We start from the raw sequence: 13,404 nt of genomic DNA on the forward strand, positions 1-13,404 counted from the left end.
GTTCGAGTACGACCCCGCCGACCACCTGATCGGCAAACTCGACCAGCAACCCGCCGCGCAACACCGCCAGTTGCTGCACTACGACGCCACCGGCCGCATCATCGCCAGTCAGGACAGCCTGCACGGCCAGCGCGAAACCTTCGCCTACGACGCCGCCGCCAACCTGCTGGACGGCCCGCAGGCAGGCGCCGGGCGGGTGGTCCACAACAAACTGCTGACCTACCAGGACAAACGCTACCGCTACGACGCCTTCGGCCGCCTGATCGAAAAACGCAGCGCCGCCCGCGGCCTGCAACGCTTTGCCTACGACGCCGAAAGCCGCCTGATCGAAGTGTGCAACGAAAACGGCAGCGTTGTGCGCATGACCTACGACCCGCTGGGCCGACGCATCACCAAGACCGAACACGACCCCCACGACTACCCCCTGGGCGAAACCCGCTTCACCTGGGACGGCCTGCGCCTGCTGCAGGAACACCGCCACCAGCAGACCAGCCTCTACCTGTACGAAGACCAAGGCTACGAACCCCTGGCCCGCGTCGACGGCAGCGGCGCGCTGCAAAAAGTGCGCTACTACCACAACGACCTCAACGGCCTGCCCGAACAACTCACCGAAGCCGACGGGCACAGCGTCTGGCAGGCGACGTATCGAGTGTGGGGCAACACGCTGCAAGAAGTGCGCGAACCGTATTACATCGAAGAGCAGAACCTACGGTTCCAGGGGCAATACCTGGACCGGGAGACGGGGCTGCATTTCAATACGTTCAGGTTTTATGATCCGGATGTGGGGCGGTTTATTACGCCGGATCCGATTGGGTTGGCGGGGGGATTTAATCACTACGTCTATGCGCCGAACCCCGCCGGCTATGTTGATCCATTAGGATTAAGCTGCACATCAGCGAAAGGCTTCGCCAGGAAAAACACCATCGCTAAACGATGGGTTGGAAAATTGTCTGGCAAAAAACCCGCCGACGTCGACGGCTACCTGACGGCCCGAGGCTGGACAAAAACCTATCCCCAGGCCGGCAGACCGGATGCAATCCAACACGTTCAATATGTGCGCACTACAAAATCCGGAGCCACCTACAAGCTTGACTACCATCCTGGGGGTAGCTCTACCCAGCCCAACATTCACGGCAATGATTATTGGAAAGTGTATAGAACCAACAAAGCCGGCGAGGATGTTGTATTTGGAAGAATAGGCCACGGCGACTTTAAAAATTATGACCTTATCAAAGACTCGCCAGTGTATGTGAACGGCACACTCATGAATGGATTATAAAATGATTGATTTTTCAGCAGAGATAAAATCAAAACACTCCGCCGCCAATATACTACTGGGCGAAAATATTTCGACCTATGTCAACACCCTGTATACAGAACACAAGGTCGAAGTAAAGATTTACACCTTGCCGGATAACGAAACAAGGACAGCCTACGTGGTGGATAAAACCATCACCGTCTCGACACTTGCCGACGGAACAATTTTCTCTATAGGTTGCAACACGCGCTACAAAGGACGATACAAAGATACCCTTTCCACAGGTATGACATTTGCTCAGATAAAAAAACTCACCGCACGCCAACGCATCTTCAACGGTTCACTGATCATTGACGAGGATTTCGGTTTTTCCTACGTACTCCCCTCTCCCTATGACGAAATTGCAGACAGCATTGAAGACATACCACCCGATTTGAAGCTTAATGAAATTTACATCGCAGACTTTTCTTCATGGATCAGTCCACGGACTAATATCAGATAAAAATGGACCTATCCGAGCATCTTTCCTACAAACTTGAAAACTTCTTGAACGTCCGCTCCTACCCTAAGGCTCTAGGCGCCATTTTTTACGAAGAGGACGAGCCCTTACTGCTTCGTGTCGTGGCTAGAAAGCATAACGGCTGCCCCTTCAGCGTGAGCCGCTGGCACGATCTTTTTTCCAACAGTGCCTTTGAAAGGATCATGGCAAAAAGCGGCTTCACGGAGTCGGATTGTTACGCCGTCATCCTGCTCCTGTCGCGTTTTGGCTACCTGCTTGAAATCGACAACCGTCAGCGAACCAACAAGGACTATTTCATTTTTTTCTATCTGGTCCAGTTGCTCAGCCTGAAGAACAGCCCGCTCGACGCAGATGCGCAACTGAGGAACCACATGCTCAGGTTCCTCCTCTTCGAATTGAGCATCGATGACGAGGCCTATCGTCGGTTCAGCATCGAAGACCATCAGTTGATGATGGCGACCGACGCGTTGGGGCCAGTGGATTTTCTGAGCGTTATCGACTTGATCTATACAGCGATCAGGGCCAACAGCAGGAAAGAAAAGGTGCTGCTGGCCACGCTGAAAGACTATCAAGAGAGCATCGTCAGGTTATTAGTCGAACCCGACAATACCCACCACCGTTTTCCGCTCAACGATCATCACAGTGAACTGATGTATCCCGACGTATTCCTGAACGCCTATGCCCAAGACAAGCGGCAGGTGCTCAACGCGTTGCTCGATACGATCAATCCGCTTCAGTCAACGGAGAACCTGTTTGTCTCGAAACGGGCCATGACCTGTCTTTGATAAAGGACGAACAGACCTCGTTCTACAACATTTTGTACAGCCTGTAACTGTACAACCAGACAACTCCGCTGGAATGGCCAAGCGGCTTTGCTGTTCCCGACCACTTCGCCGAAATAAACATTATCAATATAACCTCGGCACTTTCTGGCCCCCGGAAGTGCCTCTCGATAAAGTCACACCGGTAACACGACAACTCAGCCCCCTCAACTATTCATAGAAAAGGATTTCCATGAAGAACTCGATCCACCTGAGACTTTTATCAGCCTTATTACTTTGCTGCTGCGTACCGGTCAGCCATTCGTTTGCTGCCGATGTTCCCCCCGACCACATCGTATTCGCCGCAAGCCCCAAATACCCCTCCAGTGAAAAGTCCGAAAACGGCGAACCGGAATCCAGAGCGGACACAGCGTCCCGCTCCCGATGGCTGATCGAGGCCCAGTACGCCAGCATCGCAGAGTTTCGTGAGCAGTCGGGTGGGCCGGGTGCCGTCCCGGTCATGATTAACGGCAACCTGACTCGATCAGGCCACTCCAGCGAGCGTGGCTATATCAAGACAGTCCTGCAGAACAAACTGAACAATCTTTACGACTATGGCCTGGGTAATCATGACTACGACTTCAATGTCGAAAGTTGCGCCAGTTGCGCCGCCGCAAGCGTCGATGATCTGAAAACGCGATACTGGGGAAAAGTGCCGAACATGGACTTGTCGGCCAGGGCCTCGGGCCTGACGAAAACCTGGTACGGGAGCCTGGCCTATTCCAAGGATTTTGGCGATGTGCATCTGGTTCAGTTGCACAACCAACCGGTCTACTCGGTGAATTTCTCTACGCAGGCCGTCTTCAATACAACCGCCTATGAAATCACGTCGTCCCTCGACTGGTTGGAGCGTGATCTGCAAAAGGCTCGCTCAAAAGGGAAAATCATTCTGTTGAACCTGCATCAGCCATTCCACTGGCCCGTCAGAGAGACGGAGATCAATCGTTTCACCAAGCTGATCGATGACTACGGCGTCACTGCTGTGTTTTCCCACACCACGGACAAGAAGCACGGGCATTACCCGTCCAACTACATCTACGGCGACGTGCCGCTGTTCATGAGTGGCTCGGCCGCAAGCAAGGCCTGGCTATATGTAAAGATCGCTGACGACAGGAAACGACTGATCGTCAATGTCGTTGCCGACAACGACTGGCGCAACCCTGTCGCCCGCCACACCATCGACGTTCGATAAGACTCAATGCGACGTCGATGGAAATCCCATCGACGTCATCTGCTGCGGCGGGACAGCTATACTCGACAAGTCAATTGATCTGGATCATGACTTGTTACATCCGCTACACCATTCGCCCCTTGCGCCCAACGCGACCAAAGGTCGCACCCTTGAGCTAGAGCGACAGGCGTATCATTGCGCCACTGCAACATCCTTCTGACCGTGGTCGGCACGTACTGGCCTCGGCACTTTTCCACTGCCGTGGGATGCAATTGATGAGCAACCAGATTCCGGTACATGACGTTACCCCGCCTGCCAAAGATGCGAACAAAAGCATCGACCTGTACGCCTCTCGGGAAAAGATCTACACCCGCGCTTTCACCGGCCTGTTTCGCAACCTGCGGATGGTCGGCGGTGCGGTATTGTTCCTGCTGTATTTCGGTACGGTCTGGTTGAACTGGGGCGGCCACCAGGCCGTCTGGTGGAACCTGCCGGAACGCAAATTCTTTATTTTCGGCGCGACCTTCTGGCCCCAGGACTTCATCCTGCTGTCCGGATTGCTGATCATTGCGGCCTTCGGCCTGTTTTTCATTACGGTCTATGCCGGGCGCGTCTGGTGTGGCTACACCTGCCCGCAAAGCGTGTGGACCTGGATTTTCATGTGGTGCGAAAAAGTCACCGAAGGCGACCGCAACCAGCGCATCAAACTCGACAAGGCGCCCATGGGCGCCAACAAGTTTTTGCGCAAGCTGGCCAAGCACAGCCTGTGGCTGTTGATCGGCTTCGTCACCGGCATGACCTTCGTCGGTTACTTCACACCGATCCGCGAACTGGTGTTCGAGTTCTTCACCGGCCAGGCCGATGGCTGGTCGTATTTCTGGGTCGGTTTCTTCACCCTGGCTACGTATGGCAACGCCGGTTGGCTGCGTGAGCAAGTGTGCATCTACATGTGTCCGTACGCACGCTTCCAGAGCGTGATGTTCGACAAGGACACGCTGATCGTGTCTTACGACCCGCGCCGCGGAGAAAGCCGCGGCCCACGCAAGAAAGGCATTGACTACAAGGCCCTGGGCCTGGGCGATTGCATCGACTGCACCATGTGCGTCCAGGTCTGCCCGACCGGCATCGACATCCGCGACGGCCTGCAGATCGAATGCATCGGCTGCGCGGCCTGCATCGACGCCTGCGACAACATCATGGACAAGATGGATTACCCACGCGGCCTGATCAGCTACACCACCGAACACAACCTGTCGGGGCAGAAAACCCATAAACTGCGCCCGCGCCTGATCGGTTATGCCCTGGTCTTGCTGGCGATGATCAGCCTGCTGGTGGCGGCGTTCTTCATGCGTTCGCTGGTGGGTTTCGACGTCAGCAAGGACCGCGTGCTGTACCGCGAAAACGCCGAAGGCCGGATCGAGAACGTCTACAGCCTGAAGATCATGAACAAGGACCAGCGCGACCACACCTACATCCTGGAAGCCACCGGGCTGCCCGATCTCAAGCTGCAGGGCCGGCGAGAGATCAAGGTCGCGGCCGGCGAGATCTTCAGCCAGCCGGTAGAACTGTCCAGCGCGCCGGAACAATTGCCATCGAGCACCAACGAGGTGACCTTCATCCTCAAGGATGCCGATGACGAAAGCGTCCATGTCCAAGCCAAGAGCCGGTTCATCGGCCCACAGACCCGTTGAGAGAAATGCCCATGCCTGCAGCAACTGCCACCAGCCCTTGGTACAAGCACCTCTGGCCGTGGATCATCATCGGGATCCTGGCCTGCTCGGTCACCCTGAGCCTGACGATGGTGACCATTGCGGTGAAAAACCCGGACAACCTGGTAAACGACAACTACTACGAAGCCGGCAAGGGCATCAACCGTTCGCTGGAGCGTGAACTGCTGGCCCAGACCCTGCAACTGCATGCCAACGTGCAACTGGACGATGTCACCGGCGAGGTGAACCTGCGCCTGAGCGGCAACAGCCGGCCCCAGACCCTGGAACTGAGCCTGATTTCCCCGACCCAACCGGAGAAGGATCGCAAAATCGTCCTGACCCGCAACGACAGCGAGCCGGGGCGCTACGTGGGCCAACTGACGGACAAGATCGAAGGCCGGCGATTTGTCGAATTGCTGGGGGCGCAGAACGACAAGACCTGGCGTCTGTTCGAGGAAGAGCAGATCAATCATGATCAGGCCATCTTGCTCGGCGATGAACCGCTGCAAGGGGCCGAAGACCTGAAAAAGTAAACCGCTTCCCTGTGGCGAGGGAGCTTGCTCCCGCTGGGCCGCAAAGCGGCTCTGTTTTTGTCTTTCATCCATTGGCCGGACGACTGCTTCGCAGCCGAGCGGGAGCAAGCTCCCTCGCCACGGACAATGTTCACAAACAGCAAGCTCTTCAGCCACAAAGGCCTTCATGCGACACCCATGAACAGTCCCCTGCCCTGCTACCACTGCGCCCTGCCCGTCCCACCCGGCAGTCACTTCACCGCCGTTATCCTCGGTGAAACCCGTCAGCTGTGCTGCCCGGGCTGCCAGGCGGTGGCCGAGGCCATTGTCGCGGGCGGCCTGGAGAGTTACTACCAGCATCGCAGTGAAGCCTCGGCCAACCCTGAAACCCTGCCGATCCAGCTGACCGACGAACTGGCGCTGTACGATCGACCCGACGTGCAGCAATCGTTCGTGCGTCATGAAGGCGAGTTGGCCGAAACCACGCTGTTGATGGAAGGCATCAGTTGCGCCGCCTGCGGCTGGCTGATCGAAAAACAATTGCGCAGCCTGCCGGCCGTCGCCGAAGCACGCTTGAATCTGTCCAACCATCGGCTGCATGTGCGTTGGGCCGATGCGCAGTTGCCGCTGAGCACGCTGCTCGCCGAGCTGCGCCAGATCGGATACGTCGCCCACCCGTACCAGGCCGACCAGGCCAGCGAGCAGCTCGCCGCGCAGAACCGCCTGGCCCTGCGCCAGTTGGGCGTGGCCGGGCTGCTGTGGTTCCAGGCGATGATGGCGACCATGGCCACCTGGCCGGAATTCAACATCGACCTGAGCCCGGAGATGCACACCATCCTGCGCTGGGTGGCCCTGTTTCTCACCACGCCCATCGTGTTCTATAGCTGCGCACCGTTCTTCAAGGGCGCGATGCGTGATCTGCGTACGCGCCACCTGACCATGGACGTTTCGGTGTCCCTGGCAATCGGCAGCGCCTACATCGCCGGGATCTGGACCTCGATTACAGGCGCTGGCGAGCTGTATTTCGACGCTGTTGGCATGTTCGCCCTGTTCCTGTTGGCGGGCCGCTACCTGGAGCGCCGGGCCCGGGAACGTACCGCTGCCGCCACTGCGCAACTGGTCAACCTGCTGCCGGCCTCATGCCTGCGCCTGGAAGAAAACGGCCAGAGCGAACGCATCCTGCTCAGCGAGTTGCGCACCGGCGACCGCGTGCTGGTGCATCCGGGGGCCGTGCTGCCGGCCGATGGCAAGATCCTCGACGGTCAATCCAGCATCGACGAATCGTTGCTGACCGGCGAATACCTGCCCCAACCTCGCCGGGTGGGCGACGCTGTCACTGCCGGCACGCTCAATGTCGAAGGCGCCTTGACGGTCGAGGTGCTGGCGCTTGGGCAAGAAACCCGGTTGTCGGCCATCGTGCGCCTGCTCGAACGCGCCCAGGCCGAGAAGCCGCGACTGGCAGAAATCGCCGATCGCGCCGCCCAGTGGTTTCTGCTGTTCTCGCTGGCGGCCGCTGCAGCCATCGGCCTGTGGTGGTGGCAACTGGACGCCCCCCGCGCCTTCTGGATCGTCCTGGCGATGCTGGTCGCCACCTGCCCTTGCGCGCTGTCCCTCGCCACGCCGACCGCGCTCACCGCCGCCACCGGCACCTTGCACAAGCTCGGGTTGCTGCTTACGCGCGGTCATGTGCTGGAGGGCTTGAACCAGATCGACACGGTGATCTTCGACAAGACCGGCACCCTCACCGAAGGCCGCCTGGCACTGCGCGCCGTTCGACCGTTGGCGACCCTCGACAGCGATCAGTGCCTGGGATTGGCGGCGGCCCTGGAAAACCGCTCCGAACACCCTATCGCCCGCGCCTTCGGCCGTGCGCCGCTGGCCGCCGAACAGGTCCACAGCACGCCGGGACTTGGGCTCGAAGGCCTGGTGGGCGAACAGCGCCTGCGCATCGGCCAGCCCGGCTTCGTCTGTCAGTTGAGTGGCGTCGCGCTACCCGTCATGCCCGACGAGCCTGGGCAATGGTTGTTGCTGGGCGATGAAATCGGTCCCCTGGCCTGGTTCGTCCTCGATGATCGCCTGCGCGCCGATGCCCCGGCGTTGTTGGCAGCCTGCAAGACCCGGGGTTGGCATACGCTGCTGCTGTCAGGCGACAGCTCACCGATGGTCGCCGGCGTCGCCGCCGAATTGGGCATCGACGAGGCCCGGGGCGGCTTGCGTCCGGACGATAAACTGGCGGTGCTGCAACAGTTGCACCAGCAAGGACGCAAGGTGTTGATGCTCGGTGACGGGGTGAATGATGTGCCAGTGCTCGCGGCTGCCGACATCAGCGTCGCCATGGGCTCGGCCACCGACCTTGCCAAGACCAGCGCCGACGCCGTGCTGCTGTCCAACCGCCTCGACGCCCTGGTCCATGCTTTCAGCCTGGCCCGACGCACCCGACGGGTAATCATCGAGAACCTGGTGTGGGCGGGCCTGTACAATGGCCTCATGTTGCCGTTCGCCGCCCTCGGCTGGATTACCCCAGTGTGGGCGGCGGTCGGCATGTCCATCAGTTCGTTGACCGTGGTGCTGAATGCGCTGAGGCTGACCCGTCAGCCCAAGGCAATAGTATTCGACGCCACGCCCGATACCCGCCCGCTGCCGGCCTGAGCCACGCGGGCCTGGAGTTCCGAGATGCCTGCTCTTTACGTGATGATCCCGGCGGCGCTGCTGATCGTCGCCATCGCCGTGTACATTTTCTTCTGGGCCGTGGACAGCGGACAGTACGACGATCTCGACGGTCCGGCCCATAGCATTCTGTTCGACGATCAGGACCCGAACCACAAGGCGGCGGTGGATGAAGCCGACGGCCAGCCCCGCGAACCGGACGACAAGGCCCCGCCCCATGCTTGATCTGGCGCCACTGCTGGTCTCGGCAATCATCCTCGGCCTGCTGGGCGGCGGGCATTGCCTGGGAATGTGTGGCGGGCTGATGGGTGCCCTGACCCTGGCGATTCCCAAGGAGCAGCGCAGCCGGCGCTTGCGGCTGTTGCTGGCGTACAACCTGGGGCGGATCCTCAGCTACGCCGGCGCCGGGTTGCTGATCGGCCTGGCCGGCTGGGCCGTCGCCAACAGCCCGGCGGCGATGTTCATGCGGGTGCTGGCCGGCGTGTTGTTGATTGTCATGGGCCTGTACTTGGCCGGTTGGTGGAGCGGCCTGACCCGCATCGAAAGCGTCGGTCGTGGCTTGTGGCGGCGCATCCAGCCCATCGCCAACCGCTTGCTGCCGGTATCGAGCCTGCCCCGCGCATTGCTGCTCGGCGCGCTCTGGGGCTGGCTGCCGTGCGGCCTGGTCTACAGCACCCTGCTATGGGCCGCCAGCCAGGGTAATGCGCTGGACAGCGCGTTGCTGATGCTTGCCTTCGGCCTCGGCACCTGGCCGGTGCTGCTCGCCACGGGCCTTGCGGCCGAACGCATCACCGCCCTGCTGCGTAAACGCAGCGTGCGCATGGCCGGTGGCTTGCTGGTGATCATATTCGGCGTCTGGACCCTGCCGGGGCCGCATCAGCATTGGCTGATGGGGCATTGACCGAGTCGCCTGCCATCGCGAGCAGGCTCGCTCCCACAGGGAATCGGTGGCGAACACCGGATTTGTGTCCACCCTGATCAATTGTGGGAGCGGGCTTGCCCGCGAAGGCGCCGGGCCAGCTTGCATCAATGTCGAATGCCGGACCGCTTTCGCGAGCAAGCCCGCTCCCACAGGATATCTGCCCAGCCCCTGCCCCGTTGATGCAAATCAACACGCCATCCCGCCGGTGCCTCTAGACTCGCGACCATGCCAGCCTATCCGGGGAATGCCCGCATGCTCGACGCCCTTCGTTGGGACTCTGACCTGATCCGCCGCTACGACCTGGCGGGACCACGCTATACCTCGTACCCGACCGCGGCGCAGTTCGGTAGCCAGGTCGGCACCTTCGACCTGCTTCATGCCCTGCGCGAGAGTCGCAAGGCCCAGCGCTCGCTGTCGCTGTACGTGCACGTGCCATTCTGCGCGAACATTTGTTACTACTGCGCTTGCAACAAAGTCATCACCAAGGACCGTGGTCGTGCCCACGCCTACCTGCAACGCCTGGAACAGGAGATCCAACTGATCGGCTGCCACCTGGACCCGGCCCAGCGCGTGGAGCAACTGCACCTGGGCGGCGGAACCCCGACCTTCCTCAGCCACGACGAACTGCGCCAGCTGATGGCAAAGCTGCGCCAGCACCTGAACCTGCTGGACGATGACTCCGGCGACTACGGCATCGAAATCGATCCTCGCGAGGCCGACTGGTCGACCATGGGCCTGCTGCGCGAACTGGGCTTCAATCGGGTCAGCATCGGCGTGCAAGACCTTGACCCGGCCGTGCAACGTGCGGTCAATCGCCTGCAAAGTCTGGACGAAACCCGCGCGGTCATCGAAGCTGCCCGAACGCTGCAATTTCGCTCGATCAACATCGACCTGATCTACGGCCTGCCCAAGCAAACCCCCGAAAACTTTGCCCGCACGGTTGAAGAGGTCATCAGCCTGCAACCGGATCGGCTCTCGGTCTTCAACTACGCGCACCTGCCGGAGCGTTTCATGCCCCAGCGGCGGATCAACAGCCAGGACCTGCCCAATCCAGTGCAGAAGCTGGCGATGTTGCAGGGCACCATCGAGCAGCTGACCGCCGCCGGTTACCGCTACATCGGCATGGACCACTTCGCCCTCCCCGATGACGACCTGGCCATTGCCCAGGAAGAAGGCACCCTGCAACGCAACTTCCAGGGCTACACCACCCACGGCCATTGCGACCTGATTGGCCTGGGGGTCTCGGCCATCAGCCAGATCGGCGATCTGTACTGCCAGAACAGCAGTGACCTGAGCCACTACCAGAACACCCTGGCCGATGGTCAGCTGGCGACCGCCCGCGGTTTGTTTTGCACGCCTGACGACCGATTGCGCCGTGCGGTGATCCAGCAGTTGATCTGCCACTTTCACCTGCCCTTCGCCGAGATCGAACGCCGCTTCAGCATTGATTTTTGCGAATACTTCGCCAGCCTGTGGCCGCAGTTGCAGGCCATGGCCGAGGATGGACTGATCGAGCTGGACCGCAGCCACATCACCATATTGCCCGCCGGGCGACTGCTGGTGCGCTCGGTGTGCATGGCGTTCGACGCCTATCTGGAGCAGCATAATCGGCAGCGATTCTCCCGAGTCATCTGAGCGCGACAATTTGACGAGAACACCGCACTGGTCGGAGATCCTTTGCTGGGTTACCCTTACGGCTTATGTGTGTTTTTCCCACAAGGATTTAAGAAATGTCCGAGCCAGTCAAACAGCGCGCTCATAGCCAGGCCCATTGCAAGGACTGCAGTCTGGCCCCCCTCTGCCTGCCACTTTCTCTGAATCTGGAGGACATGGACGCGCTGGATGAAATCGTCAAACGGGGCCGTCCGTTGAAGAAAGGCGAGTTTCTGTTTCGCCAGGGCGACGCCTTTGATTCCGTCTATGCGGTACGTTCGGGCGCCTTGAAGACTTTCAACCTGAGCGACGGTGGCGAGGAGCAGCTCACCGGCTTCCACCTGCCCAGCGAGCTGGTGGGCCTGTCCGGCATGGACACCGAGACCCATCCGGTCTCGGCCCAGGCGCTGGAAACCACGTCTGTGTGCGAAATTCCCTTCGAACGTCTCGACGAGCTGGCGCTGCAACTGCCGCAGCTGCGCCGCCAGCTGATGCGCGTGATGAGCCGGGAAATCCGTGACGATCAGCAAATGATGCTGCTGCTTTCGAAGAAAACCGCCGACGAACGCATCGCCACCTTCCTGGTCAACCTCTCGGCACGCTTCCGCGCCCGCGGGTTCTCGGCCAACCAGTTCCGCCTGAGCATGTCCCGCAACGAAATCGGTAATTACCTGGGCCTTGCGGTGGAAACCGTGTCCCGGGTGTTTACCCGCTTCCAGCAGAATGAGTTGATCGCCGCCGAAGGCAAGGAAATCCATATCCTCGACCCGATCCAGCTCTGCGCCCTGGCCGGCGGTTCGCTCGACGGCTGATTCACCAGCGCGGCCGAAGGACACTGAGCGATCGTCCCGGCCGCGCTATACTGCCGCGTTTGTAGCCCTGCCAGGACACCTGAACGATGGTCTTCGATTCCTTCGACATCAAATCCCTGATCCGTCCCGTGATTGACTTCCCCAAGCCGGGCGTGATCTTTCGCGACATTACCCCGCTGTTCCAATCCCCGACCGCCCTGCGGCTGGTGATGGACAGTTTCGCCCACCGTTATGTCGAGGCCGAATTCACCCACATCGGCGCGATGGATGCGCGGGGTTTCCTGATCGGCTCGATCCTGGCCTATCAACTGAACAAGCCGCTGGTGCTGTTCCGCAAGCAAGGCAAACTGCCGGCGGACGTGCTGGCCGAGGGTTACCAGACCGAGTACGGCGAAGCCTTCCTCGAAGTGCATGCCGACAGCCTGTGCGAGGGCGACTCGGTGGTGATGTTCGATGACCTGATTGCCACCGGCGGCACGCTGATCGCCGCTGCCAACCTGATCCGCCGCATGGGGGCCAAGGTCCACGAGGCGGCAGCGATCATTGACCTGCCGGAACTGCTGGGCTCGCAGCGCCTGGAAGACATGGGCATCCCGACGTTCTGCCTGACGCAGTTTTCCTTGAGCGAACGATAACCCACCGATGACACCCACCCCTGTGGTAGCTCGCTCCCACAGGGATTATTGGGTGTCTGTCAGAGAGTAATCGGCTTACGCCCGGCAAACGAGTGCGCCAGCGTCCCGCCGTCCACCAGCTCCAACTCGCCCCCCAGCGGCACGCCATGGGCGATACGCGAAGCGACCAGCCCCTTGTTGCTCAGCAACTGGGCGATGTAGTGGGCCGTGGCTTCGCCTTCCACCGTAGGGTTGGTCGCCAGAATGACTTCAGTGAAAGTCCCTGCCTCTTCGATACGCGCCATCAGTTCCGGGATGCCAATGGCTTCCGGCCCAAGGCCATCCAAAGGCGACAAATGGCCCTTGAGCACGAAATAACGACCGCGGAAACCGGTCTGCTCCACTGCATACACGTCCATCGGCCCTTCGACGACGCATAGCAGGGTGTCGTCCCGCCGTGGATCGGCGCATTGCGGGCAGAGGTCGTCCTCGGTGAGGGTGCGGCATAAACGGCAGTGCCCCACACCCTCCATGGCCTGGCTCAACGCCTGGGCCAGACGCGAACCACCGCTGCGATCGCGCTCCAGCAACTGCAAGGCCATGCGCTGGGCAGTTTTCTGACCAACGCCTGGCAAGGTTCGCAGGGCGTCGATCAGTTGGCGAATCAAAGGGCTGAAGCTCATGGAGGAAATGTCCGACATAACAACGAGACGCGGTTTATACCCGCGCCTCCGATTAGCGTCAA

The 13,404-nt window shown here is 60.2% G+C and carries 13 protein-coding genes; 12 read left to right on the forward strand and 1 reads right to left on the reverse strand.

The annotated features are described in order from the left end of the window. The 12 genes from ACLEJQ_RS24295 to ACLEJQ_RS24350 all read left to right on the forward strand — a co-directional run. The coding region (locus ACLEJQ_RS24295; protein ID WP_440799220.1) for an RHS repeat domain-containing protein at positions 1–1,279 on the forward strand (1,279 nt) is incomplete at its 5' end. Position 1,280: 1 nt separating this feature from the next. Then, on the forward strand, positions 1,281–1,760 hold the full coding sequence (locus tag ACLEJQ_RS24300) for a hypothetical protein (RefSeq protein WP_440799222.1): 480 nt from the start codon (positions 1,281–1,283) through the stop codon (positions 1,758–1,760). 44 nt (positions 1,761–1,804) lie between these two features. Further along, positions 1,805–2,563: a hypothetical protein gene (locus ACLEJQ_RS24305; RefSeq protein ID WP_440799224.1), complete on the forward strand. Its 759-nt coding sequence runs from the start codon at positions 1,805–1,807 to the stop codon at positions 2,561–2,563. Positions 2,564–2,792: 229 nt separating this feature from the next. Beyond that, complete coding sequence (locus ACLEJQ_RS24310) at positions 2,793–3,791, forward strand: metallophosphoesterase family protein (RefSeq protein ID WP_440799226.1); 999 nt, start codon at positions 2,793–2,795, stop codon at positions 3,789–3,791. A 254-nt stretch (positions 3,792–4,045) separates the two neighbouring features. Beyond that, the gene (gene ccoG, locus ACLEJQ_RS24315; protein WP_440799228.1) at positions 4,046–5,461 is read left to right on the forward strand and encodes a cytochrome c oxidase accessory protein CcoG; all 1,416 of its coding nucleotides are present in this window, start codon (positions 4,046–4,048) and stop codon (positions 5,459–5,461) included. A gap of 11 nt (positions 5,462–5,472) precedes the next feature. Further along, on the forward strand, positions 5,473–6,012 hold the full coding sequence (locus ACLEJQ_RS24320; RefSeq protein ID WP_440799230.1) for a FixH family protein: 540 nt from the start codon (positions 5,473–5,475) through the stop codon (positions 6,010–6,012). A gap of 177 nt (positions 6,013–6,189) precedes the next feature. Beyond that, a complete protein-coding gene (locus ACLEJQ_RS24325; RefSeq protein ID WP_440799232.1) occupies positions 6,190–8,640 on the forward strand; it encodes a heavy metal translocating P-type ATPase in 2,451 nt (816 codons plus the stop codon). 24 nt (positions 8,641–8,664) lie between these two features. Further along, positions 8,665–8,883 carry a cbb3-type cytochrome oxidase assembly protein CcoS gene (gene ccoS / locus ACLEJQ_RS24330; protein ID WP_053158784.1) on the forward strand — a complete coding sequence of 73 codons (219 nt, stop codon included), beginning with the start codon at positions 8,665–8,667 and terminating at the stop codon, positions 8,881–8,883. Beyond that, positions 8,876–9,559: a sulfite exporter TauE/SafE family protein gene (locus tag ACLEJQ_RS24335; protein ID WP_440799234.1), complete on the forward strand. Its 684-nt coding sequence runs from the start codon at positions 8,876–8,878 to the stop codon at positions 9,557–9,559. The genes ccoS and ACLEJQ_RS24335 overlap by 8 nt, the downstream gene beginning before the upstream one ends. A 273-nt stretch (positions 9,560–9,832) precedes the next feature. Beyond that, entirely contained in the window at positions 9,833–11,215 is a 1,383-nt protein-coding gene (gene hemN / locus ACLEJQ_RS24340; protein ID WP_440799236.1) for an oxygen-independent coproporphyrinogen III oxidase, read from the forward strand. A gap of 95 nt (positions 11,216–11,310) precedes the next feature. Further along, entirely contained in the window at positions 11,311–12,045 is a 735-nt protein-coding gene (gene fnr / locus ACLEJQ_RS24345) for a fumarate/nitrate reduction transcriptional regulator Fnr (RefSeq protein WP_440799238.1), read from the forward strand. An 86-nt stretch (positions 12,046–12,131) separates the two neighbouring features. Then, the gene (locus tag ACLEJQ_RS24350) at positions 12,132–12,680 is read left to right on the forward strand and encodes an adenine phosphoribosyltransferase (RefSeq protein WP_041020481.1); all 549 of its coding nucleotides are present in this window, start codon (positions 12,132–12,134) and stop codon (positions 12,678–12,680) included. Positions 12,681–12,739: 59 nt separating this feature from the next. Here the strand turns inward: ACLEJQ_RS24350 and recR are convergent, their stop codons facing one another. Continuing rightward, positions 12,740–13,342: a recombination mediator RecR gene (gene recR, locus ACLEJQ_RS24355; RefSeq protein WP_440799240.1), complete on the reverse strand. Its 603-nt coding sequence runs from the start codon at positions 13,340–13,342 to the stop codon at positions 12,740–12,742. Positions 13,343–13,404 lie beyond the last annotated feature (62 nt).

The sequence above is a fragment of the Pseudomonas sp. SMV71 genome (assembly GCF_052042015.1).
Classification (GTDB): domain Bacteria; phylum Pseudomonadota; class Gammaproteobacteria; order Pseudomonadales; family Pseudomonadaceae; genus Aquipseudomonas.